Annotated in this window: 15 protein-coding genes; 3 read left to right on the plus strand and 12 right to left on the minus strand. The window is 49.0% G+C overall.

Annotated features, from left to right (window positions below; all coding sequences use genetic code 11):
* Window positions 1–6 precede the first annotated feature (6 nt).
* The 5 genes from esaA to KY305_RS00455 all read right to left on the minus strand — a co-directional run bounded on the left by esaA (window position 7) and on the right by KY305_RS00455 (window position 9625).
* Window positions 7–3186, minus strand: a complete 3180-nt coding sequence (gene esaA, locus KY305_RS00435) for a type VII secretion protein EsaA (protein ID WP_223060882.1) — start codon at window positions 3184–3186, stop codon at window positions 7–9.
* A complete protein-coding gene (gene essC / locus KY305_RS00440) occupies window positions 3183–7658 on the minus strand; it encodes a type VII secretion protein EssC (RefSeq protein ID WP_223060883.1) in 4476 nt (1491 codons plus the stop codon). The genes esaA and essC overlap by 4 nt, the downstream gene beginning before the upstream one ends.
* 54 nt (window positions 7659–7712) lie before the next feature.
* Entirely contained in the window at window positions 7713–9002 is a 1290-nt protein-coding gene (gene essB / locus KY305_RS00445) for a type VII secretion protein EssB (RefSeq protein WP_223060884.1), read from the minus strand.
* A gap of 14 nt (window positions 9003–9016) precedes the next feature.
* The gene (gene yukD, locus KY305_RS00450) at window positions 9017–9256 is read right to left on the minus strand and encodes an ESX secretion system protein YukD (protein WP_013353413.1); all 240 of its coding nucleotides are present in this window, start codon (window positions 9254–9256) and stop codon (window positions 9017–9019) included.
* A 75-nt stretch (window positions 9257–9331) separates the two neighbouring features.
* On the minus strand, window positions 9332–9625 hold the full coding sequence (locus KY305_RS00455) for a WXG100 family type VII secretion target (RefSeq protein WP_214803436.1): 294 nt from the start codon (window positions 9623–9625) through the stop codon (window positions 9332–9334).
* A 328-nt stretch (window positions 9626–9953) separates the two neighbouring features.
* On the opposite strand from KY305_RS00455, the gene KY305_RS00460 reads away from it, so the two are divergent.
* From KY305_RS00460 to KY305_RS00470, 3 genes are all read left to right on the plus strand, one after another.
* Window positions 9954–11183, plus strand: coding sequence for a sporulation transcriptional activator AdeR (locus KY305_RS00460; RefSeq protein WP_223060885.1), 1230 nt, complete (start codon window positions 9954–9956; stop codon window positions 11181–11183).
* A 103-nt stretch (window positions 11184–11286) separates the two neighbouring features.
* Window positions 11287–12417, plus strand: coding sequence for an alanine dehydrogenase (gene ald / locus KY305_RS00465; protein WP_214803431.1), 1131 nt, complete (start codon window positions 11287–11289; stop codon window positions 12415–12417).
* A 117-nt stretch (window positions 12418–12534) separates the two neighbouring features.
* Complete coding sequence (locus KY305_RS00470; RefSeq protein WP_223060886.1) at window positions 12535–13212, plus strand: YukJ family protein; 678 nt, start codon at window positions 12535–12537, stop codon at window positions 13210–13212.
* 47 nt (window positions 13213–13259) lie between these two features.
* On the opposite strand, the gene KY305_RS00475 is transcribed toward KY305_RS00470, so the two are convergent.
* From KY305_RS00475 to KY305_RS00505, 7 genes are all read right to left on the minus strand, one after another.
* Window positions 13260–13475 carry an MbtH family protein gene (locus KY305_RS00475; protein ID WP_223060887.1) on the minus strand — a complete coding sequence of 72 codons (216 nt, stop codon included), beginning with the start codon at window positions 13473–13475 and terminating at the stop codon, window positions 13260–13262.
* A gap of 18 nt (window positions 13476–13493) precedes the next feature.
* Entirely contained in the window at window positions 13494–20624 is a 7131-nt protein-coding gene (locus KY305_RS00480) for an amino acid adenylation domain-containing protein (RefSeq protein ID WP_223060888.1), read from the minus strand.
* Window positions 20625–20637: 13 nt separating this feature from the next.
* On the minus strand, window positions 20638–21573 hold the full coding sequence (locus KY305_RS00485) for an isochorismatase (RefSeq protein ID WP_223060889.1): 936 nt from the start codon (window positions 21571–21573) through the stop codon (window positions 20638–20640).
* Window positions 21574–21593: 20 nt separating this feature from the next.
* Window positions 21594–23216: a (2,3-dihydroxybenzoyl)adenylate synthase gene (locus tag KY305_RS00490; RefSeq protein ID WP_223060890.1), complete on the minus strand. Its 1623-nt coding sequence runs from the start codon at window positions 23214–23216 to the stop codon at window positions 21594–21596.
* A 21-nt stretch (window positions 23217–23237) separates the two neighbouring features.
* The gene (dhbC, locus tag KY305_RS00495; protein WP_223060891.1) at window positions 23238–24434 is read right to left on the minus strand and encodes an isochorismate synthase DhbC; all 1197 of its coding nucleotides are present in this window, start codon (window positions 24432–24434) and stop codon (window positions 23238–23240) included.
* 22 nt (window positions 24435–24456) lie between these two features.
* Entirely contained in the window at window positions 24457–25242 is a 786-nt protein-coding gene (locus tag KY305_RS00500; protein WP_223060892.1) for a 2,3-dihydro-2,3-dihydroxybenzoate dehydrogenase, read from the minus strand.
* 134 nt (window positions 25243–25376) lie between these two features.
* The gene (locus KY305_RS00505) at window positions 25377–26252 is read right to left on the minus strand and encodes an alpha/beta hydrolase (RefSeq protein ID WP_223060893.1); all 876 of its coding nucleotides are present in this window, start codon (window positions 26250–26252) and stop codon (window positions 25377–25379) included.
* Window positions 26253–26426 lie beyond the last annotated feature (174 nt).

A 26426-nucleotide genomic window follows, 5' to 3' on the forward strand; every position in this document is an offset into this window, starting at 1 on the left:
TGTTTTTTACGCTTCATAAGATTGATCGCTTTCTTCCGTTTTTTCCGTAATCAGGCGAAGAATCAGCGGAAGCGCCGCTGTGATCAGCGTAATGATCAGCAAGACGGTGATTCCCATCGTAAACAGATGGCCCGTTCCGTATTGAATATCAATATAGATTTTAGAAACAGGGCTGTCAAAGCTGAAGTTCGGCATAATCAGATCGATCAGCGGCGCCACGTAAAACAGAATCAGCGCGGACGATGCGATCCATCCGGAGATCGATCCGAAGATAAAGGCTGCCCGGATAAAAGCTGAACTTGCGGCCAAAAGCAGAATGGTAAAGACTGACCATTTAATCGTCTGATCGTCCGGAAGCGAGTAAATATTCAAACCGAACAAACTGATCATCAGGCCGACAAGGATATTTAAGATGCCAAACAGCGCACCTTTTACCAGAAGCGGCGCATTTTGATAATACGAGCTGAAATAACCGATCAGAAGGCTGCTGATCAGGACAATGACCAAAATGACAACCGGCGGAACGTTTTGGGCGTGTTCTTCCGGCACCTCGCCGCTGATTTTAAGCGGATTGGCCAAATAATCGTAAACGTATCCGTTCTCCTGCCCGTCAACGAGCGCATTTCCTAAAATGCCGTAGACATCGTTTCTGATCAGTTTCGTTGAATCCACGTTTTTACCCCAATTACTGTTGAGGGTATCGGCTTTATGCTGCACATCATTTACGCTTTGCTGCATGTTGTCGGTGTAGCTGATGATGCCTGACTGGCGTTCCGATAGATGACCCATCGTGTCTGACATTTGCAGCACTTCTCGGCCGACGGTATCCTGAGCGCTCAGTGCCATCGTTCCGGTTAAACCGTTTTCGTTAAATACTGCCGCTTCCTGCACGGCGCCTTTTGCGAGCTGGTCTGCTGCATTGGCGGCGCTTTCTGAAATTTTTGCAAGCTCATTGAGCACTCCCGATTGTTCATCTCTGATATAGCTGTTGTAGTTATCAGTGAATTCGGTCATGCCGCTGATGAAATGATTGATGTCTTCATCGGTTTGCATCTTGTTGTTTTTCAGATTTTCCCAGCTTGCCGTTTCTTCCGGTTTTACGGCGAGGACAGATTGGACTTCGCCTTGCTGGGCTCTCAGCACCCTGTTTTTCACATCAGGCAGTGACCCTGCGTCAAGAGAATGATAAAGCGTCGCCTCGTACAAAGATAAATCATTATAGTAGCTCATTAAATCTGATATCTTTTTCGTATTGATGTCGGCGGCAAATATTTGCTGTAAATCTGATTTGCGGCCATCGTCCAGTGACGGGTAATGCAGAATATTTTGTTCAACGCTTCGAATCATCCTATAGACGGTATCGAAGTCTTGATTTCTTTTTTCTTGTGCTTGTTCAAGCTTTCGCTGTAATTTTTCCGCTTGGTCTTTTAAGGAATCAATTTGCTCTTTAAGCTTCGTGATTTCCCCATCAAGATCATCGAGACGTTTTTTCAGCTCTTCATTATGAGATTGCTGTTTGTCTTGGAGTTCTTTTTCAATTTGCTGAATTCGTTCGGCAGCTTGATTCAGTCTTTCTTTTGCCTCTGACAGGTCTGTACCGCCGTCTCCGTCTGTTCCGTTATCATCCGTTCCATTCTCATCAGCAAGCGGGATGACGCTGAGAGGGGTTTTGGCGGATGCGGTTTGGACGGTTTTGGTTTGATGGTCATCTGTTTTATCAGAAGATGATTGCTTGTCTTCTTGTCCTGAATCCTGGCTGTTTGTGCCGCCTGTTTTTTCGTCCTCAGCAGGCACCGATACATTTCCGTCATTTTGATCGGGATTTCCAGTGTGATCCTGATCGGTGTTTTCACCGTCATTCGTATTGCCGGGTTCTCCCGGCTCCGGTTGTTCTTTCCCCGGCTCTTTCAATCCTTCAGAAATATCATTGATTTCAGCAGCAATGTTATTCAATTCTTCACGCTGATCGTCTAAATCAATTTTCAGCTCGCCGGGTTTTTCTTCTTCCGGTTTTTCTTCTTCTTTCGGTTTATCTGAGCCGTCATCTCCCGGATTCTCTTCCGGAACGCTTAAATATTGGCGATCCCTTTTCATGATCGTTTGAATGCTGTTCAGCGTTTCAAATCTTGATTGAGCTTTATATTGGGTCAAATAGTTGTCCAATAAATTAGATTGAATGTTTGCCATGCCGAATTCCTGCTGAGGCACTTGCTCTTCTCTCACCTGTTGGGCGGCCGCAATCGCTGAGCCGGTTTGACCCAGCTGTGTCTTTGCCTGGTTTATGCCTGTGGCCAGTCCGCTCATGAGAGTGCTGAATTGGTTGGCGGCCTGCTGCGCTTTAATGGCGTTCAGTCCGGTTGTGATTTGCTGCTGATTTTGTTCCTGGGCTGCCAGCAGCAGTTTTTTCTGGTTTTCTTGATATTGTTTATATCGTTCAACTGTATCGGCAAAATCTTTAAGTGTGTTTTTTGCTTCGTCAGCTGCGGACAATTTTTCTTTTGACGCGCCCTGAGCTTCATTCATTGATGCTTTCAATTCGTCAATTAAGTCTTTTTGCCGCTTGATTTCACCTGCCAGGTCATTCGAGCTTGGCTTATAAAAGTTGTACATAACGTTTTGGAATTCTGATTCTTTATTGACGATCTTGTCAAATTCGCCTCTGACATTGTTCACTTTTTGCGAGACAAAATTCCAATACAAGGCCGACATTTTTTTATTCATTGATTTTTGTGCATCCTCAAGCTCGCGCTGCACTTTTTCTTTGTTGACGGCATTCAGGTTGCTTTGAATGCTGAATGTCAATGCGGCTTTTTGCGGACGCTCCTTGTCATAACTCAAAATGTCTTTTGAAAAATCAGAGGGAATATAGACGATGGCGTCGTATTTCTTTGCCGCCAAACCGTTTTCCGCCGCACTTCGGTTGACGACCGTCCAAGAATAATCCGGACGGTCACCGAGAGCGGCTGCCACTTCTTTGCCGAAATGGACGGATTGCGGCTGTTCGCCGTCCGCTTCCGTTTCCTCATTTAACCCGGTGTCTTCATTTACGACCGCGATTTGGCGTGTGGCATTTATCTTTTGTTTCGTCGGGTCATCGCCGATAAACCGGAAAAACAGCACCGGCAGCAGCAGAATGATGACGACCGCGGCTATTAATTTGATCAGGCTTTTTCGTTGTTCAGTCATCTGACGGCCTCCCTCTCCGCTGAACATAAAGGTATTTGGATTTTTTGCTCCTTCCCGTTTTCAACCAAGTAGCCGAAGCCCGGCTGAATGTCCGGTTCCTGCCGTTGATAAGGCAGCGGAATCACATTTTGTTCAGATTTTTTCACAAGCAGCATCGCATGGCGTATCTGCTTCATTTCCGTCGTTAAGGAGTCATAGCCTTTTGAGAATTCGCTGTGATTGCCTGCCGGGATGAAGCTGAAGCCTACGTGCGCGTACGATTTCATAAACATCGCCAGCGTGTCCTGAATGGCGGTGTCAATTGTCTGCTGGAATCTCGTAATGCCGTCTGCCATCAACACGACCGGAGAGAAGCTGAGCTTGTGCACATCGCCTTGCTTAACGGCCTGCGCGTACAGCGCTTCCCGCTCTTTGAAGATGTATTCGGCCGTTTCGATCCACTCCTTCACGTCTTCTTTTGTATCCAAATAGCTGACGTTTGTTTCCTGCGCATAATGTGAAAGCCCGCGGTCAATGGAGTCGAACAGGCCGATCAGTTCTGTCTCTTCACGCAGCAGGTGTTCAATCATCACTTTCATGACATTTGTTTTGCCGCGCTGTGTCTGACCTAAAATGAGGCAGTGCTTATGTTTTCCGAGATCAAAATACACAGGGCTGACTTTTTCCTCATGAAGCCCGACAGGAATTCGAAACGGCTCCCGGTCCGGACCGAGACGGAGCGAGAATTCTTTTGCCGACAGCATATCCGGAAGCATCGGAATCGGCGCCGGCCCCGGTTTTCCAGCATGGCGCTCTGCTAACGCCTGAACATCGCTTTTCAGCGCTTGGAACATCTCGAGATCATTTTCCGCATCAGCAGGAAGAAGCATTTGCGCGAAATACAGTTCTTCTTTTTGAATCATGACGCGGCCAGGGATCGGTTCGAGGCTGAACGGCGGACGCCCGTAAATGGAATACCCTTCGGATTGGTCCATTAAATAGTGGACGGCTTTTGTTTTTAAGTTGTTTAAAAGCGACTGGCGGACGGCGTTTACCCTTGTTGCGGTGAGCAGGAAGTAAATGCCTAAGCTTTGCCCGTCACGTGAAATCTGGATAAATTCCGTTTCCAATTCATGCATTTCGTCTTTGACGATGTCGAAATTGTCAATTGTGATAAACATGAACGGCAGCTCTTCTTCGCTGAGCGAATTGTACATTTTGATATGGCTGACTTCTTTTTCCCTGAACAGCCGTTTTCGGTGTTCAATTTCTTCCTTGATGCGGATCATGAATTTTTCGATCTTTCTCATTTGATCCATTAAGAAATAGTCAGCAGTATGCGGGAGCTTCGCCAATGGCAGAAGCGTGCCGTTTCCGAAGTCAAAGATGTACATATGCAATTGCTCCGGCGTGTATCCTTCCGCAAAGTTCATCAAGAAGGTGATCGCAGCTACTGACTTCCCGTAGCCGGACGAGCCGAAAATACCGATGTTGCCGTCATCCATCATCGTATAAGCGAGCGGGGCCTGTCTTTGCTGATCAGGCTCATCAATATACGCAATGAAGAAGCGGTCTTTTTCTTCCGCCGGAAAAAGAGTGCGCGGTATGCGTTCGGCAAGCGGCGGAAGCCACGGGCTCGGCAGTTTTTCAATGCCCATATCTTTTTGAATGCGTTCTATTTCATCAACCACTGCTTCTATCTCAGCTGGCGCATCTTTTTTCGCCAGTTCGTCTGTATCGACTTCTGAGAGCGGAATCAAGCCTGTATCGGTAACAATTGCGATGTCATCCTCCGTGCCGTACACATCCTCCATATAAGGCGCACCGCTCCATGCAGATTGGAACTGCTCGTATACTTCGTTATTGCCGACCTGCAAATATCCTCGTCCGGTTACGGTAATATTTGCCGCATCGCTGTTTTTCAAAATTTCTTTGCTGTCACTTGCATCCTGCACCTTCAGCGCAACTTTAAATCGCGAGTTGCTCCAAATCTGGTCATCAATGATGCCGCCCGGTTTTTGTGTTGCAAGTATTAAATGCACGCCAAGGCTTCGCCCGATGCGCGCGGCGCTGACAAGCTCTCTGATAAAGTCAGGCTCTTCGCTTTTCAGCTCGGCAAATTCATCTGAAATTAAAAACAGGTGCGGCATCGGAATCTCCGCTTCTCCTTGTTTATACAGCTTTGTATAGTCGTTGATGTGATTCACGCGATATTGGTCAAACAAGCGCTGCCGTTTTTTCAGCTCGCTTTTAATCGAAGCAAGCGCCCGGATACTGAAGTTCTTGCTTCCTTCGATATTGGTGATCGTACCGAGCAGATGAGGCATTTTACGAAACGGCTGCGCCATTCCTCCGCCTTTATAGTCAATCAGTAAAAATGCAGCTTCATGCGGATGGAAATGAACGGCTAGTGACAGGATGTACGTTTGGAGAAACTCACTTTTCCCGGAACCCGTCGTCCCCGCCAGCAATCCGTGCGGTCCGTGGGCTTTTTCGTGCAGGTTTAAATACACGAGGTCATCTTTTCCTTTGTAGCCGATCGGAACGGACAGCGATTTCGCTGATTCACTCGTCTGCCATTTCTGCCTGATGCCGATTTCTTTTACTTCTTTTGCATGAAACAGCTCTAAAAATGAGACCGTTTCAGGGATGGAGTTTGTCATCCCGACTTGATGCTGTAATGTCCGCAGTGTTCGGGCAAACCGTTCATTGTTATGCCGTTCATGCTTGTCCAGCCTAAACGGAACCTGCACCGCTTTTTTCTTTTGAATGAGAATATCTCCTTCATCTTCATTAATGTAGCGGACGAGGGTGTGAATGTTTTCTGACAGACTTTCCTTCGTTTCCGCGGCGATGATGGCTGAGATGCCGAGGTGCTCATGACGGCCTTCGATATACTCTAAAATGACGTGCTCTGAAATCAGCTGCTGGTTTGTGATGACAAATATAAAATGCGGCTGGAAGACGAGTTTTTCTTTGTCTTCTTCCAAATCCCGCTCTCTCAGCAGCTCGTAAATAGACGATAACAATTGATCACGGGTCTGTTCATTGTAAATAAACCCTTTCGCATACATATGAGGCAGCTGAAATTGCGGCAGCCACTTCATCCACTCCCATTCCTTATACTCGTCTTCATGAAAGATAAAGACAAAACGCAGGTCATGGTAGCTGTTGAAAAAAGCGAGCTGGCCGATCAGCTGGTGAATCTCATTTTTCACGATTTGTGATTTTCCGATGAGTCCCATCGGCCCCTCTTGTAAATCAACGGTGACGGGCGCGTTGCGGATGTCCTTGTACACACGCTGCATATGCTGTGACTGCTCCATCAGTTCATCTATGTCGCGGTTTGCCAAATCGCCGCCGCTCATAGAAATCTCGTAGCTTGCGGGAACCGTTCCCGTTCCGAGCCGAAGCATGAGAAAATCCCTGCTTTCCAGCGATTTTTCCCAAATGCGCCCGCTGATTTCCGAGGTTAAGTATTTCATGTTTTCAAAAGACGGAAAATGGAACGTGAGCACTTGCAATTGCTTTTCAGAAAGCGCCTGCAGCTCTTTCCGTTTGTTATCTAAATACAGCTTGTACACGCGCTCCCGCTTTTCCTCGCGTTTTTTCCGCTGGCTTTTTTCGCGAAAATATTGAACGGTGGACGTAATCAGCGTCATGATAAACATCGCCATGGAGACGAGGATGAAAATTCCTCTCGGCTGGATGATGGCGACAATCGTCATGACGATCAGCATAACCAGCGGAGGCAGAATGACGAGCCAGAGGCCTCTGTTGTTTTGATCGCTCTCTTGCGAAGGAAAGCTGAATGAGACCCGGTCTTCGGGCAGATCATAGACCATCCGCGGCGTTCTGCGGTATTGCGGATATTTCTTTTTCATTTCGGTGCTTGGTTTTTTTGTTTTGATTAAGCCCGTTTGAAATGGTTCGTGGTGAATGATTTCTAATAGGTCATCTTCCGTCAGCCTCACCCGCAGAAAATTCCACAGCAGCTCGTCTCCCGTCCGGAGTCTTTCGGGAGCTTCTGTGAGTTTTCCGTTCACATAAACTTCCTGGCCATCAGGAAAGACAGACCAGCATCCTCCCGACTTTCGCAGATAAAAAGTGCCTTTTTGAGCGGAGGAGGGCTCTTTGTATATATCCGATGCCTCTGTTTCTGATGAGAAAACGATCTCGTCCTTCCCGCCGATAAAATAAACGGAGGATTCTTCCTGGTCAGGTGTGAGAAGAAGCCGCATCGTCTCTTCTTCAATCCGGCAGGGCATTTCATTTCCTATTGTCAATTCGCCGGCACAGTTATTTCCCAGGAAAACATCATAACGATCTGTTTCTTTACGATAAAGAGCGGCGGCGTTTTGCCGTAACGGAAGTGTGCCGACCGTGATCGTATCTTTCATATCCGGGCCGATCGTAATCGGCTGAGACGGCGGGAGTTCAGACAGCCGAATCTTTTGTACGTGCTCCCGGTAAAAGACCCATAACAGACTCATATGGCGAACCTCCTGACAGCCTGATCGTTACTTATGGCCATTTGATGTATGCTGTTATTTTTTTTCATCTTTTTTCTCATCTTTCTTGTCGTTCTCTTTGTTATCCTTCGCTTTGTCTTGTTTGCCGCTTTCATCCTGTCCGGCGGAAGCTTCGGCGGTGTCACTGTTTTCCTCCGCTTCTTTATTCTGCTCCTCCGCCTCTTTTTTCGCCTTCGCCAGCTCGCTTTCTACGGCGTCCAGTTCTTTCTGCTTTTCGTCGTCTTTCATACTGTCGTCCGCTAATAATTGCTGTTTATATTTTGTAAGTCCGAGCCAGATGTACGGGTTGTACTCGAGATTGCGGCCGATTTTGATGGCTTCTTCATTTTCCCCTCTGCCGATATCGATCCAATAAAGGAAGTGTTTAGGATCTGATTGAAGCGTGACTAAATTTCCGATGTTTTTCCGCTGTTCTTCTGAAAGCTTTTCAACCGCAACATACGAAGAAGCAAGCTCGTACTGCACCGATTCAGGCAGCCTTTCCGCATCATATTTCGACAGCGTATCTATCACTTTGCTGTATTGCTGATTTAAAAAAGCCCGGTTGCTTTCTACGATCGCTTCTTGTTTCGGCTGGGCGAAAAACAGAATGTACATGGAATACAAAAGAGCGGGCACAAGCAAGACAGCCAGCGCCAGTCCGGCGTATCTCTGTATTTTCCATTTCTTTTTAGGTATTTTTATGTATGTTTTATCCCTGGCTTCAAGCCGGTCAATTGTGTTTTGGATCGTTTCTTCCAGCTCTTCAAACGTCTCTGCCTCTAAAATGCTTTTAGCCTCGGGAGAGAATGAAAGGGTCTCATTATATTTCAGATACTCTTCAAAGGTGAACGCCCCGTCAGCGGCTAGCGCTGCGGCTGCTTTAAGCTCTTTCCATACCCTTTGCCCGTCTTCTTCATAAGGCGGAAGACTCTCCTTTACGCCGTAATGAAGAAAGTAAGGCGTCAGCGCTTTATCAAACACGATATTTTCAGGAGCAGCAATCAGATTGAGACGTTTCAGCTTATGCTGTTTCACAGCTTGGACGAGACGGTAGGCAAATTGCCACCTGCTTTTTTTATCTTTTCCTTTTATATAGCGGAAAGCCTGATAAGAAGAAGGAGGTCTGATTGTTATGGTTACTTCATCTTCTGAGACTGAGACCTCTTTTTGAAAAAAAGGATCAGCATCTTTAATCACGTTTGCTTCCAGCCCGTCGAGAAGCTTGATTTTTTCCCGCTGGAAGGTGAACGTGAAGCCTGATTCGGTTTCTGCCCGGACGGCATCTAATTCAGTTTCTAAATAAGATCTGTTATGACCTGTCATTCCACCATGTCCTCTCATAAAATTTCAAGACGGTCTCCGTTCGTAATGCCGCAGTCAGATAACTTTTGTTCTCCGGAAAAAACCGTTTCTTTATTGACCACCCTGATCCAATAGCCTTCACGCGGCGGAACGGATACATGCTGAGCCTGCCGGGCAATATCGATGACTTTTTTCACAGAATGATAATCTGACAATCTGAGATCGAAGACACTTCCGTTATATTGTGTTAAATCTATTGTAATATCGATATACATATTCATATCACCCTTACATAGAAAGAGCGCCGTCTTCTTGATTGAATCAGGCGCTCCGTTTCTTCATTCATCTTATTATCCGCGAATTTGGTTAGCGATATCTTGGTCAGTTGACTCAAGCGTATTTGCCGTTTGATCGAGCTGATGATTCACATCTTGAAGCAATTCAGACATTTTAATAAATGAAGGTTTCAGCTGCTCATATTGATCTGCAAATGCTTCACTTGAAGCACCGTCCCACATGCCTTTTAAATCAGAAATCATTCGGTTCAAGCGATCAACCTGATTCATGACTTCCTGACTTTCAACGCCATATTGCTTAGCCATCGCTCTTAGCTCTTCGGGTGTGACACGAATTAATCCAGACATATTCCTTATTACCTCCTGTGTCATCAGCCTAAATATGGGCTAATTCACTTATTTTTTGAACGTCATTATTATAAAAACAACAATTCGGTACAGTCAAACAAAACTGTTTTAATTTTACAAAATGAGTCTTATGATATACAAGACTTTTCATTATTTTTACACATTTTGTAAATATAATAGTATGTTTTTCTTATTCTTCCGAATTCATACAAATGATCATATTTTCCTATTTCACTTTCGTTCAAATGTGTCCAATCTGACAGCCTTCCAGTCTGAAAAGTAAGATGGTAAGATCAAGGTATGAAGCTATGAAAAAGTAGGGATATCCATGACCAATCCGATAGATCCATTTAAATACAGTTTCGACAGACTTGAGGATGTAGCCGATCATATCAGTGAAGTTCTTCAATGCCCGATTACAATAGAAGATGTCAATCATAAGCTGCTCGCTTACAGCACGCACAGCGATTGTACAGACCCGGCCCGCACGTCGACGATTATCGGGCGGAGGGTTCCTGAAAAAGTCATCAATAAATTGTGGAAAGACGGGACGATCCCCGCTCTTTTAAAAACAGATCAGCCGATCAAAGTGAAAGAAATTGATGAGGTCGGACTAAGCAACCGCGTTGCCATTTCCATCTGGAAAAACAGTCAGGTTCTCGGGTTTATTTGGGCGCTGGAGGTCAAAAAAAAACTGAATGAAGATGATTTGCAGACGCTTCAGCTCGCCGCCAAAGCAGTGCGGAATAAGCTTTTGCACCTGCAAATCCGCAAAACAAAAATAGAAGAGCGCGGCCAGGAGTTTTTTTGGAAAATGCTGACCGGGCATATTTATCAAGAAACCGAGATGGCCGAAGGGTTTCATAAGCTCGGAATGGCGCTGCCGCCCGCGTTCAGCGTGATGATTATCCGTCTGAATGAGGAGCTGACCGAAAAAAGCGAGCAGCAGCTGCAATATTTACAAGAAACGACCCAGCAAATTCACGTCCTTTTGGCGACGGCGGATTCGAATGAATTAATCATGTTAACCGCGCCGAAAACCGATCAGCCTTTTAAGAACCTGAAGCATTTCGCCTTACATATTCAAAAACAGCTCAAGGAACGTTATAAAATTGAGGATGTGTCTATTGCTTTCGGCGGAATATACGAGTCCATTTCATATGTATACCGTTCTTATCAGGAAGCACTTTCTGTATTAAAAGCGAAAGAACGGTTTGTGAGAGAAACCAAACACCTTTTCAGCTTTTCAGAGCTCGGTATATATCAATACTTGGATGTATTGGATGAAAAGCGGAAGCACAGCGGTTATATGAACTATTCCCTGTCAAAGCTTGAGCAATATGACAGAGAGCATCAGGCAGATATGGTGAAGACGCTTGAACGTTTTATTGATGCGGACAGCAATGTCAATACCGCAGCTAAAGCGCTCAACATTCATGTCAATACGTTAAATTACAGGCTGAAACGGATCAGCCAAATCGCGGAAATTGATTTAAAAAACATCAATGAAAAGTTTACGATTTACCTTGATATCAAACTTCGAAGCATGGATTCGTGAAATTTCACAAATCCGTGTTTTTTTATTTTCTGTTTCAAACAAAGAATTTTCGCAAAAATCAAGCTACACTTGAAGCATCACACAAACATTGGGGGAAACAGACATGATTATAGGGGTTCCAAAGGAAATCAAAAACAATGAAAACCGAGTTGCATTAACACCTGGAGGCGTTTCACAGCTAGCCGGACACGGCCATCGGGTTCTTGTGGAATCCGGAGCAGGCCTTGGAAGCGGCTTTACAAATGAAGATTACGTATCCGCAGGCGCGGAAATTCTTGAAGACAGAAAGCAAGTATGGGATGCAGAAATGGTCATGAAGGTGAAAGAGCCGCTGGCTGAGGAATACGCGTATTTCCGCCAAGGCCTGGTCTTATTCACATACCTTCATTTAGCCGCAGAGCCGGAATTAGCTAAAGCGCTTACAGAAAAAGGCGTGACAGCTATTGCATATGAAACAGTAACTGACGGGCGTTCATTGCCGCTGCTTACGCCAATGTCTGAGGTGGCAGGCAGAATGGCTGCTCAAATCGGCGCCCAGTTCCTTGAAAAACCAAAAGGCGGAAAGGGAATTTTATTAGCGGGCGTACCGGGCGTTTCCCGCGGAAAAGTCACCATTATCGGAGGAGGAGGCGTCGGAACAAACGCCGCGAAAATGGCTGTCGGACTTGGTGCCGATGTGACAATGATCGACTTGAACGCAGACCGGCTGCGCCAGCTTGATGATATATTCGGGCATCAGATTAAAACACTGATCTCAAATCCTGTCAATATCGCAGACTCTGTGGCTGAAGCGGATCTTCTGATTTGCGCCGTGCTCATCCCGGGCGCCAAAGCACCGACTCTCGTTACAGAAGAAATGGTAAAACAAATGAAACCGGGTTCAGTCATTGTTGATGTTGCCATCGATCAGGGCGGCATCGTTGAAACCGTTGATCATATTACAACTCACGATAACCCAACGTACGAAAAACACGGTGTCGTTCACTACGCCGTCGCCAATATGCCGGGTGCCGTACCGCGCACATCAACGCTTGCGTTAACAAATGTAACCGTCCCTTACGCCCTTGAAATCGCCAATAAAGGCGCGGCCGCTGCAATTGCAGACAGTCCGGCGCTCAAAGCGGGCTTAAATACGGCAAACGGTCATGTGACGTATGAAGCGGTTGCCAAAGACTTAGGCTACGATTACGTGCCTGCCGAGAAAGCGCTGCAAGGTTCAGTGACAGGGGCTTAATAAAAATGAAAAGGGTGGCCGATTAACCGGCTGTCCTTTTTTCTATTTTCATCAAAAGGAAAACGGCCCCGCGGCCTCGAATATAGATTCATATCCCGAAAGAAAAGGAGGATTCATATGGCTGTTCAGCATTATGGTGTACTAAAAGGCACTGTCTTAGATATGAGAAGGGAAACAGATGATGATTCTCCGCATTTTCAAGTCGAGGTGCTTGGCGAGCCTGATACGCGCTATCGCTGTGCGATCAATGTCATGTCGAGCTCAAAGGAATCAGAGGTTCTCTATGCGGCACGCGATCATTTTGACGCGAGTGCCATTACCCTGCTTCCGAACATACCGTATGGATATACCGCGATTGATGAGACCAATCGTGAACTGGCGCTGGATTATGTGCGCGGCGGACTGTTTGATCCGCAGAAAATGGAGCCGCTCCCGCATGAAGTCACGGGGCCTGATAATGATTTAAATGATTTTATTGAAACCTATATGCAAAAGGCCAAGGCAGAAAAAGCAGCCGTCTATATTTACGGCTCTAAATTCGGGCCTGAACCGGCGGCTGATAAGATATTCGGGTTCAAACCGACAAACGGCATGCATAATATTCATATGAACCAAGGAAACCCGATAGATACACGCTGGAAAAAGGATAACGGCATCTGGCACGACGGCGGCATTTTAATCCAGTTTTCAGACCAGTGGGCCGCGGTCTTCTTAGCTTTCTTATCTCAGTCCTGGTGCACAAATGAGGAAGGCCATCCCTTTAAGGATTGCGATCATACACAGCTTACCAGCTGATTTTTTTGTATAAAAAGCCTGCCGAATGAATCGGCAGGCTTCTTTCATTACATCTTGGCACGTTCGGTCTGTTTCAGGCTTTCAGGCCTCATATCACGCCAATTCGTCTCGATATACTCCAGACACACCTTGCGTTTCTCGTCCTTCACGCAAGCTTCCCATCCGTCCGGCACATCAAGATAGGCCGGCCAAAGCGAGTATTGGCCTTCGGCGTTGACCAGCACATGGTATATGCCGTCTTCCTGTTCAAAGGGATTTGTCATGTCAGCTCTCTCCTTCCTTTACCGGACTGTACGCCGGCCTTTTAATTTCTTTGCCAGGATCGCGCCGATTTCCGCGAGCGGGCCCGGCTGGCATAAATCTTTATGGCGGCAGTCTAAATCATACCGCTCGATTTCTCCCGTAATATAAGGTTTCCATGTATCCGGTTCAATCGGGTCAAACCATTCAGGGATGACCGTGGATCTGAAGAACAGAACATCTCCATGAAACGGCTGCGGCGTATATTTCCCTAAAAGACCGACAGAATTGACGTATGTGTCCTTCAGGTTCATCATGACAGATTCATCCAGGCTGGCTAACGCGCTTCCTTCACGGCGAAGGATCTCCAGCGCGCTGTCAAAGTCAAGCGGCTGATCACCGAGGCTGTCCGGATCATATCCTCCTAAAGCAAGCAGCGCAATGACGGCTTCTTCATCATCCGGCGCATTTTTAATCGGCAGAAAGTGATTCGGATACGCGTCAAGCATGACTAAAAGAGAAACCTCTTCACCCTGGCGCTGTAATTGCGTCGCCATAGCCTGAATCACATTTCCTCCCAGCGACCAGCCGAGCAGCCGGTACGGGCCTTTCGGCTGAACAGTGCGGATCTGCTCGATATAATCCGCCGCCATTTCATCTAAGCTTTGCGGAAGCTGTTCCTTTTTCCCGATACCTCTCGCCTGTAATCCGTAAATCGGATAATCTGCTTGTAATGAGGACATCAGTCCGGCATAACACCAGCTGAGACCGCCGGCCGGGTGGACACAAAACAGCGGCGTTTCTTCTCCGGCCGTTCTGAGCGGCAGAAGAACATCCAGCGCGCTTGTGCCTGTCCCCGTTTCAAGCCGTTCGGCAAGGCTCGCGACTGTAGGAGCTTCAAATAAAGTCCCGATGCTGAGCTCAGCTCCCATCGCTTCCCGAATGCGGCTCATTAAATGAACCGCAAGCAATGAATGTCCGCCTAGATCAAAGAATCGGTCATCAATGCCGACCCGCGGCAGATGCAGCACTTCAGCAAACAGCTCACACAGCATTTCCTCTTGCGGCGTTCTCGGCCCCCGTCCGGTAATCTCCATTTGGAAGTCAGGAGCGGGCAGCGCTTTCCTGTCGAGTTTCCCATTCGGCGTCAGCGGCAGTTCATCGATTTTCACAAAGGCTGAAGGAACCATGTAATCCGGCAGGCTTTCTCCGGCAAAGCGGCGCATGTCCCCTGTATCAAAAGCGCTGTTATCAGAACAGACTAGATAAGCGGCAAGCCGTTTATCTCCCGGCTGGTCTTCACGGACGACTACGGCAGCGTCCTCCACATCCGGATGTCTGACGAGAACCGCTTCGATTTCTCCCAGTTCAATCCTAAATCCGCGGATTTTAATCTGATGGTCAGCCCGGCCCATATAATCGAGCGAGCCGTCCGTCCGCAGACGCGCTAAATCTCCCGTCCGGTACATTCTGGTTCCCGGCGGCCCGTACGGATCAGCAACAAAGCGTTCCGCAGTCAGGCTTTGCCGCCCTAAATAACCGCGCGCCACACCCTGACCCGCAACATACATCTCACCGGTTATTCCGGGAGGCACGGGCTGCAGTCTGTCATCAAGCACGTATACGCTCAGATCAGGAATGCCGCAGCCAATGAGGCTGTTCGCTCTGAGGGCGGCAATGTCTTTGTCTAATTCAAGATAACTGACGTGCACCGTGGTTTCTGTAATGCCGTACATATTAATGAGCTTCGGTTTGTTGTCAGGATGGCGGGTATACCAGTCCTCCAGCCGGCTTAATTCAAGCGCCTCGCCGCCGAAGATGATATATCTGAGCGCAAGCCTTTGTCCCAGCTCTTTGTTTTCTTTTTCCGCCTGCATCAGCTGGTAAAACGCGGACGGAGTTTGGTTAAGCACCGTTACCCGCTCTTTTGCAAGAAGGCGTAAAAATGCCTCAGGCGACCTGCTGATGTCATGCGGCACGATGACGAGCCGTCCCCCGTGAAGCAAAGGCCCCCAAATTTCCCAGACAGAGAAATCAAAAGCGTAGGAATGAAACATCGTCCACACATCTTCAGAATCAAAGCGGTACCAGTGCTGCGTCGATTCAAACAGCCGGATCACATTATGATGCGGTATGATGACGCCTTTTGGCACGCCCGTCGAGCCTGACGTATAAATCACGTAAGCCGGATGAAGCGGCGACAGCGGGCAAATCCGGCCGGCGTCCTCAGGGTTTGTGTCCGCATATTGATTGAGCTTCTCTGCAATGCGCGGATCATCAAGTGTAAATGACGGCACTTCGCTTCCGGCAGAAAGCTTTAACGCGGCCTCTCGATTGGTGAGCATATATACAGGTTTGGCATCTTGCAGCATAAAAGCGATACGGTCAGCCGGATAATCCGGATCAAGCGGCAAATACGCGGCTCCTGTTTTCAGGACGGCTAACAGTCCGACAATCATGTCCAAGGAACGCGGAAGCGCCAGTGCGACAAACTGCTCCGGCCCGACGCCCCGGGCAATCAGCATATGTGCCAGCTGATTGGCTTTTCGATTCAGCTCTCCGTAAGTGAGTTCCCTCTCTTCAAATACTGCCGCCGTTTCATCACGCTTTCGGGCGGCCTGCATTTCAAACAATTCAGGCAGACTCTTCTGAGGCTGAAGATCATGTTTTTTTCGCCAGTCAGGCAATAGCTGACGGCGCTCTTCATCAGAAAGAATAGATAAGCTTCCGATCGGCCTGTTCGGGTCAGCGGCAGCTTCAGCAAGCAGTTGAAGCAGACGGCCGGCAAGTGCTTCCGCCGTTTCTTTTTCAAATAAATCAGTGCTGAATTCAAGAAGGCCCTCAATACCTGCAGGTGTGCCGTCGGCATGGCGCTGTTCGGCCAATTCCAGCGTCAAATCAAATTTGGACGCACCGACGCTGTTGATTTGAAGGCTTGTTTCGATTTCCGGAAGGCTGAGCACTGGATCAGGCGTATTTTGGAAAGCGAGCATCACTTGGAAGAGCGGGTGTCTCGACCGGGAACGAATCGGATTCAACACCTCAACGAGACGTTCAAACGGGACATCCTGATTTTCATATGCCGCCAGATTGACCCCTCTGACTCTCTCAAGGAGTTCAGAAAAACTAGGATCACCCGATGTATCGGTTCTGAGCACCAATGTATTGATGAACATGCCCACAAGTTCACCTAATGCATCGTCACTTCGTCCGGCGATCGGGCTGCCGATCGGAATATCCGTACCTGCGCCAAGACGGGTCAGCAATGCGGAAAGCCCTGCTTGCAGCACCATAAACAAGCTCACCCGCCGGTCTCTGGCAAGTGTCAAGAGACCGGCATGAAGATCCTGATCTATTTTAACCGGGACGGTGCCCCCCCTGTAGCTTGATTCGGCAGGACGCGGAAAATCTGCCGGCAGCTCCAGCTGATCCGGTACGTTTTCAAGCGTCTTCTTCCAGAAATCAAGCTGGCGGGCGATTAAGCTCTCAGCATCATTCTCACTGCCTAAAAGCTGCTGCTGCCAGAGCGCATAATCCGCATACTGAACGGACAGCGGCGCCCATTCGGCTTTTTTGCCCGCACAGCGCGCGGTATAGGCCGCGGACAAATCACGCATGAGAGGATTCAAGGACCAGCCGTCACCGGCAATATGATGCAGCAGGACCAACAGCGCATACTCATCCCCGCCAAGATCAAACAGCTCGGCGCGGATGGCCGGCTCTTTTGCGAGGTCAAACCGGTAGCGGGCAGCAGCCGCAATCAGATCATGAAGTTCGCTCTCACTTGTGTTTGTCACGATGAATGCCGGCCGCGCATCATCAGCAGGTAAAATAAGCTGGCTTGCTGAACCCTTATTCTCCGGAAAAATGGTGCGGAGGCTTTCATGGCGGCTGACGACATCGTAAAGAGCGTTTTCCAGCGCTGATTGATCCAGCTTACCTGACATACGGACGACAACCGGGATGTTGTAAGTCGGGCTCGGCCCTTCGAGGCAATAGAGAAACCACAAGCGCAGCTGCGCAAATGACAGCGGGATATGCTCCGGACGGTCAAGCGGCTTTAATGCAGGCCGTACGCTTCTTGCAGTATCAAGCTGTTCAGCAAGGCCTGCAACTGTCGGCGTATCAAACAGCCGGCCGATGCCAAGCTCCGCGCCCATCGTCTCACGAATCCGGCTCATCAGGCGCCCCGCCAGCAGCGAATGTCCGCCTAATTCAAAGAATCCGTCATCAATGCCGACTCTTGCCAAACCGAGGACCTCAGCAAACAGATCGCACAATATGTCCTCCTGCGGCGTGCGCGGCCCTCTTTCTGACAGGACAGCGGAAAAATCCGGCGCAGGCAAAGCGCTGCGATCCAGTTTTTTGTTCGGTGTTAACGGCAGTTCTTCAAGCTGAACAAAGGCGCTCGGAACCATGTAATCCGGCAGGCTTTCTCCCATATACGCGCGCAGCTCAGCGGTTTCAAAGCTATGATCTGCCACAACGTATGCCGCCAAACGCTTATCTCCCGGCTGATCCTCGCGAACAACCGCAGCGGCCTGCAAAATACCGGGATATTTCGACAGCACCGTTTCAATCTCACCTAATTCAATCCGGAACCCGCGGATTTTGATTTGATGGTCCGCTCTGCTGATATAATCAAGCGAGCCATCCTCGCGCCAGCGCACGAGATCTCCCGTTCGGTACATTCTTGCACCAGCCGGGCCGAACGGATCAGCGACAAAGCGTTCCGCGGTTAAATCAGATCGGTTATAATAGCCTCTGGCAAGCCCATCCCCCGCGATATAAAGCTCACCCGCAATTCCCGGCGGGACAGGCTGCAATGCGGCATCCAGCACATATACCTGCGTGTTCCAAATCGGTTTTCCGATCGGAGGCGCTCCGGTTTGGCCCTTTTTAAGCGGCTGGGCGGCTGACCAGATTGTTGTTTCAGTAGGCCCGTATAAATTAGTAACCGAACAGCCTAATTCAAGCAGCGCATGCATAAGTGAGCTTGGAAGCGCTTCTCCCCCGACAAGCACCTTAAGCGTCCGGAGTGATTCCGGTTCATTGGTAACAAGCGAGTGCCATAATGTCGGCGTCGCCTGCATGATCGTAATGCCATACGCTTGAATCATTTTTGCCAGCGCCTGCGGTTCCTGAATGGTCTCTTTGCGGGCAATAACACAGCCCGCTCCGCTGATGAGCGGAAGAAACAGCTCAAGTCCGGAAATATCAAACGCCGCAGTAGTGACGGCGAGCAGGCGGTCTCGTGCGCCGAACGGGAACATTTCCTGCATCGATAAGAGGAAATTGCTCACGCTTTTTAGAGTGACAACAACGCCTTTCGGTCTGCCTGTTGACCCCGAGGTATAAATGATGTACGCGGGATGAAGAGGTGACAGGCCGTCCGTTTGAACGGAGCTGTCCGCAACATGCTTGGCTGCCGCTTTTTCTGTCTCCGGATCATCCAGTATGATCTTTTCCGCTTTGCTTTCTTCAGGCAAACGGTCTGACAATTCCGAAGAGGTAATCAGACAGACAGGCTGTGCATCCTTGAGCATGTATGTGATCCGGTCAGAAGGAAAATCCGGATCAAGCGGCAGGTAAGCAGCTCCCGTTTTCAACACGGCGAGCATGCTGATCACCAAGTCCGCTGAACGAGGAAGCAGCAATGCTGCAAATTGCTCCGGTCCAAGCCCCTTTTCCTTTAACAAATGCGCAAGCTGATTCGCCCGCCTGTTCAGTTCGGCGTAACTCAGTTCTTCGTTTTCACTGATAATTGCCGGGCGGTCCGGTGTTTTGGCAGCCTGATCGTCAAACAGCTCTGACAAACATTTTTGCCTTTCTGTCTTTGCTGTGTCATTCCAATGTTTCAGCACGCTATTGCGCTCGTTTTCAAGCAGAAGATTGATCCTTCCGATCTTTTCCATTTGATTTTGCACGGCCGTTTCCAAAAGAAGCAGGAAGCGTTTTTGATGATCTTTTACATCTTGTGCACTGTACACTTCCGGATTCGCGTCAAAGTCTACCCGCAAACCGCTGCCGTCTGATCTGTCGCAGACGTTAATCGACAGATCATCAACAGGCCCTGCTGACAAATTATGAACAGTGCCCTTCGCTCCCGCAAAATCAAGTTTGTAATCAAACGGCATCACATTGATTAACGGGCCGAACAGCCTGCGGTTTTCACCTATCAATTTAAGATCGCGGCGCAGGTCTTCATGACGGTATTTTTGATGGCGCCGGATGCTGCGGATTTCTTTTGATACTTGGCTGACCGCCTCTTGAAAACTCATATCCGGGCGGAGAGAAAGGCGTAACGGAAGAAGATTCATCGCCATACTCGGAATATTCAGTGAAATTGACCTGATACGGCCCATCATCGGCAGTCCGAGCACCACTTCCCCGGCATTTGTCAAACGGTGAATATAGGAAGCTGCCGCCGCCACGACGACTTCATGCCAATTGGGCAATGATTTCAAGGCGGTTAAAGCCGTTTCAGACATATAAGCCGTACAGCGATGAAAGCTTTTCGACGTTCTCGGCGCTCTGTCCGCCAAACTGACGACATCAGGCCCGTCTGAAAACCGCTCCAGCCAAAAGGCGCGATCTTCCCGGAACCGCTCCGAGGCGCGGTAATCTTGATCTTCTGTAATCAATTGCGGAAAAGAACCAAAGGAGCGTCCACCATCCGGACGACCCTTCGTGATTTCGGTGTACATTTGTGCCGTACGCCGGGCCAGCAGTGAAAAACCGTAGCCGTCTATCGCAATATGGTGAATGCGCTGATACCAGAAAAAGCGTTCCGGCCCTGCCTTAAATAAAACTTCACGAAACAGCGGGCCGCACGTAATATCAACAGGCTCAGCCAGATCGGCCTGCATCAGGCTGAGGGCTGCCTGTTTCGGATCAGCTTCCGCACTCACGTCGATCACGTCAAGTGTAATGCGGGGAGACGGATTGATGATTTGCCATGGCCCGTCCATGTCCTCTCCGAATCGGGCATGTAACGATGCAGCTTCCGTTAAAACGCGTACAAGCGCCGTTTCAAACAGTTGAACATCAATTGTGCCGTTAATCTCAATATACTCGCCTGTATTGTAAATCGGATTATCAGGATCAAGCTGCTGCGCAAACCAGATACCGGCCTGGGCGCCTGTCAGAGGCAGCTGTTGTGTATCATGCATTCTATTCTCTCCCTTATAAATAATCTGCGTTCGGCAAGACTTTTTGAGATCGGGAAGAAAGCAGTCTCCACCATTCTTCCAGCGTCGGGTTCTCCGCCAGTTCCACAAATGTGACTTCAGCTCCCGCACGGCGCCATTGTTCGACGAGACTCATGATTCTGACCGAATCAAGACCTCTGTCCAGCAAATCTTCATGCTCATCAATATCAGACGGCGATTCTTGAAGCAGCGCCGCAATTTGCTCACGCACCCGGTCTTTCGTCAGGACCGCTGAAGCTGTCTCAGCCCCTGCTTCCGTTCCGGACTGAGACGCGCCGTTCAGACTCTCCAGCACCTCACTTGTCAAAGCGGTGAACGCGCAGCGTTCGGCCGCATACGTTAAAGCCATCTTATGCTTTTCCAAGGAAAAATCAGCAACAGCGTCCCCGATAAAAAAGCTTTGGATATCTTCCATAAACGCCTCACAGGCTGTTACAAGGCAGCCAATGTGCGCATAAATTCCCGTAATGATCAGCTGGTCTCTCCCGCTTTCACGCATGATGTTCAGAAGATCGGTTCGTTTAAAGGCGCTGTACCTCCATTTTGTCAGGACAATGTCCTGATCGTCAGGGGCAAGCTCCTTAATGACCTTTTCCTCGTAAGGGCCGCTTTTAAGACCCGGCCCCCAAAAATCAGTCAGAAGGGCACGATCTGACGGATCTTGGCTGCCCGGCTGTGCGGTATACACGACCGGAATACCGAGCGCCCTGCATTGCTCTTTTAATTTGCTGATATTGGCAGCCGCATCCGTAATCGGGGACTCTCCCTTCATAAAGGCATCGACGAAATAATTTTGCATGTCATGAATTAAAAGTACCGCGCGTTTAGGATTAAGATTCCATGATACTTTATTTTTCGGCATATCTGACGCTGTTGGCATCGCATATGCAGGAATAGCCGGAATAGCCATGTAAACACTTCCTTTTATTATTATAGTTCGATTTGGGCAGGCTTCAGTTTTTTGGCAATCGTTTCACGAAGATCCTTTTTACTGACCTTTCCGACGCCCGTTTGCGGGAATGAGCTGATAAATTCAATCCGGTCGGGAATTTTATACGCTGCAAGTCCCCGTTTACGCAAAAATGCTTTCAGCTCTCCCGGTTTTGGCGTTTCTCCTTTTGGTATAACGAACACGCAAGACCGCTCGCCGAGAAAATCATCTGGCATTGACACCATGGCTGCATCATGAACAGCAGGATGGGCAAGGAGGTGGTTTTCTACCTCCTCTGCGGCAATTTTTTCACCGCCCCGATTGATTTGATCTTTCGCACGTCCCTCAACGATGATATAGCCGGACGGAGTGAGTCTGACGATATCGCCTGTCTGATAAAATCCATCAGCGGTAAACGACCTTTCATTATGCTCAGGTGCTTTATAATAGCCGCGTATCGTGTATGGGCCGCGCGTAAGCAAATGGCCGGTTTCCCCAGGTGCTGCATCCCGCCCGTCATCATCTACCACCCGCACCTCGTCAAACGGTGACATCGGTTTACCTTGAGTGTTGACGATAATATCCTCCGGGTCATCCAGCCTCGTATAATTCACCAGACCTTCCGCCATTCCGAAAACCTGCTGGAGCGTGCACCCGAACGCGGTCTTCACCCTGCGGGCCGCTTCGGCGCTGAATTTCGCGCCTCCCACTTGCAGCACTTGGAGGCTGGATAAATCATTTCGGCGGGTACCCGCAGCTTCCATCCACACCATCGCAAGCGGCGGAACGAGCGCGGTAATCGTCACATTTTCTTGTTCAATCAAAGGGAAGCAATCATCAGGACTCGGCGTCGGTGATAAGACAACTCGTCCCCCCGCATATAAAGTTCCCAGAACACCCGGTGAGCTGAGCGGATAATTATGCGCAGCCGGCAGGGCCGCCAAATAGACACTCTGATCATCCAGGCCGCAAATTTCCGCACTGAGGCGCAAACTGTATATGTAATCATCGTGTGTTCGGGGAATCAGCTTGGACAGCCCCGTGCTTCCTCCTGACAGCTGCAAAAAAGCAACCTCAGCCGGACTTACTTCCTCCAGATGAACAGGTTCCGTATGCAGGCTGCTCAGCTGCTGGAATTCTTCAGCCTCTCCCGCCACAATTACATGTTCCAAGGACGGAAGTTTGTCTTTCACCTGTCTTGCAAGGCCTCTGTAATCAAATCCTGAATGTGTATCAGGAATGATGTAGGCTTTCGCCTCTGCAAACTCACAAAAATACGTAATCTCACTGCTTCTATGGGAAGGAAGCGCAAAAACAGGCAGCGCCCCCAAGCGGAACAGCGCGAAAATCACCTCAAAAAACTCGGCTGTATTCGGAAGCTGTATCACGACCCGGTCTTCCTTTTGAATCCCGAGCTTGTGCAGGCCGGCCGCTAAACGATCTGCTCTTTCATCTAGTTCTTTGTAGCTCCAATTTGTCTCACCACATGTGACGGCAGGGCGATCTCCATATAAAGCGGCCCGCTCTTTCAGCACCCCTCCGAAGGTTTCGCCTTTCCAGCAGCCGTCTTTGCGGTATTGATCCTCTAACTCTTTCGGCCACGGCGTAAATCCAGTCAGCATGATCGATTTCCCCCTTCTCCATTACATGTCATCTTGATAAAGTCCCATCGCGCGGAGCATCGTGCGGAATTTAGCAGATGTCTCGTCCAATTCATCCTGAGGTTTTGATCCGGCGACAATACCGGCGCCTGCAAACAGACGGAGAGAACGCGCTTTTGCCTCTGCGCAGCGAAGTGCGATAATCCATTCTCCGTCACCTTCAGCATCACACCAGCCCGCCATTCCCGTATAAAATCCGCGGTCAAACGGTTCAATGTCAAAAATCGCCTCCCGTGCCGCATCTGTAGGCGTTCCGCATACCGCCGGAGTCGGATGAAGAGCGATCGCCAGCTCAAGCGAAGTCGTTGACGGATCAGAAAGCTCTCCCCTTACCTCGGTTGAAAGGTGCCACATGGCCTCCGTTTGAATAAGCGACGGTTTATCCGGCACATCGAGTTTCCGGCAGAACGGTTTAAGGGCAGAGGCAACGGCAGCGACAACAACCGCATGCTCATGCAGATCCTTGGCTGAAGCCAGCAATTCATCCGCTCTTCTCTGATCCTCAATCGGATCTGTGCTGCGCGGTCTTGAGCCTGCCAAAGGATTGGACATAATAGCCGTTCCGGTTTTAGAAAGAAGCAGCTCAGGGCTTGCGCCGAAAAGCGTTTTCCGCGCTTCTGATGTTCCGGTCACATCTGCGGCAAACGTATAGCCGTGCGGATTGTGCTGCGCCAAATGCTTAACGGCTTGATGAATATCAATATCCTTTTCTGCGGTCAGAAGGAGCGTTCTTGACAGCACAATCTTACTGAGCGGGCCATCCGTAATGTTAAAAACGCCCTTTTCCACACCGCGCATAAAGCCCTCAGGCTCCGGAACAGGCAAAATGTCGTATGTATTTGTCTGCGGTTTTTCAGGTGAAATTGTCATAAATGAAAGCGGTTCGGCCAAATGAACGTCTCTCGGGACAAAAAGCTGCGATGCCTTTGTGCCGTCAAAAGGAATGGCCCCTGCCACAATCGGATGGTTTATACCGGAGCGCTTCGCCTGATCAAGCGTACGCATTACACGTTCAGACAGCGTATTCAGCTGGGAATCGGCCTCTGCTTCCGGCACTTTCGCAAATATCCCTTCCGCAAGCATCGTGCTGCGGGGGGAAGCTAAAAAGAATGCCCCGGGCCGATACGCTTCAAGCACCTCTCTTGCTGACATCTCTGTCAATAAATGTTGGTTTGACATGTCCGTACCTCCTTATCGTGAATCAAACGCCTAAAGTAGCGCCGCCATCGACGCATAAATCGTGCATCGTAATATGGTTTGCCTGTTCAGAGGCTAAAAAAAGAACGGCATTTGCAATATCAGAAGGCTTTGCCAGTTTTTTCAGCGGAATTCCTGTTTTATATGTGTCAAGAGAGCCTGCAATCACATCCCTGGCTCCGTTTTCATTCTGCCAAAGCGCCCTCTGCATTTCCGTTTCGGTTGAACCGGGAGACACGATGTTGCAGCGGATGTTATATTCCGCAAGCTCCAGTCCGAGGCATTTCGTAAACATGACGGCTGCCGCTTTTGACGCGGCATAAGCAGCCATGGACGCCCGGGGCACACCGGCCGCATTTGAGCCGACCGTAACGATGGCGCCTTTTTTCCGCTCTATCATGTACCGGCTGACTGCGCGCGAGACGTTAAACACACCGGTTGTATTGACGGAGAACGTTTTTGCCCAGTCTTCGTCGCTGAGGGAATGGATCGGCCCCGGCCGAAGCACTCCGGCGACATTGACCAGTATCTCAATAGGCCCCATTTCACGTTCAATTGCCGCAGTAATATCGTTTACAGCAGCACTGTCCGATACATCAGCCGAAAAAGCTTGAGCGCGCACGCCTTCACTTTGAAGTCTTTCCGTAAGCTCGTGAAGCTTCTTTTCATTCGTATCTATAGCGGCCACATTTACGCCTTGTACAGCAAGGGCCAGCGCCGTTGCTTTTCCGATGCCTTGAGCGGCGCCGGTGACGAAAGCGGTTTTCCCTTTCATTCCCAATGCGTCCATATCATCATACTCCTTCTATATTGATAATGATTATCATTATCAATTATGGTTCAAGACAATCATATCCAAATCAAATCTCGCAGTCAATTAGAATTTTAGAATCAGCCGTTTTTGGTCCGAAGTACCTGTTTTTTTCAGATAGATGAAAATGAGGTGTGAGGTCCGCCCGGATTTAGGGCAAACCGCAGGGCCCGGCTGATTAATACCGGAAGAACGGAAATATGGCCCTCGCCCTCAAACTCCCGGTATTCGGCACGCACTCCTTCTCTCTCAAGCTCTGATAATACCGAAAACAGTGCTTTTGCATGCTCTGGAATCCGGCTCTTATGGCTTTTTTCGATTTCTCCGGCCGCCAAGAGAACGCTTACGTTCAGCTCTGCGTCGTCCCGCAGTCGTGCTGCAAAGCGCTCTGCTTCTTCATGGATGAACCGTTTGTTCCAATGGATGGACGGACTTCCTGCGATATAGGTCTGAAACAATTCCGGTCTTGTCAAAAGCACTTGCAGCACAAAAAGGCCGCCCAATGAATGGCCGAAAATCGTCTGTCTGCCTGTGTCGATGCGATAATCGCGCTCCACTTCAGGCTTTAGTTCTTCCTCAATAAATGACAAAAACTCTTCTGCTCCTCCGCGCTCAGGCCACGCCATCCCTTGCGGATGCACCGGCAGCTCTGATTCGGGCAGAGGCAGTGTAAAATCACAGTGGCGAGCGGCAGAAAACGGCTGGTCCGTCGGATAACCGATTCCGACAATCACAGCGGGAACAACACCTGTTTTCTCAGGCCGGCGGCTTTGCACCCGTAAAGCCTCAGCCATTGTTCCGAACACGGAATTTCCGTCAAGCAGGTAAATGACGGGGAAGCCGGACGGAGGCGGTTCCTCCTGCGGAACAGACACAAAAATTTGATACGCACGGTCTCCTTTTCGTGAACGCATCTCCCTCACTTCTGTGCCCGGAATCGTAAATTGCCCGCCCTGCACGATTTCCTGCTTTGTTTTCTTTCCGTCCATGATCAGTTCATCCCCTCATATGATAATTACTTTATACGCACTCATTGATAATGATTTTCAATATCAAAAGACACCTCAAATAATAGTTTTTTTGCCAAACAAAGTCAATGGATTTTCCATATAAAAAAGGCACCTTACATTAATAAGGTACCTAAGCACTATTCGTGACATGGG

Source organism: Bacillus sp. YC2 (genome assembly GCF_019891195.1).
In the GTDB taxonomy this organism is placed as follows: Bacteria; Bacillota; Bacilli; order Bacillales; family Bacillaceae; genus Bacillus.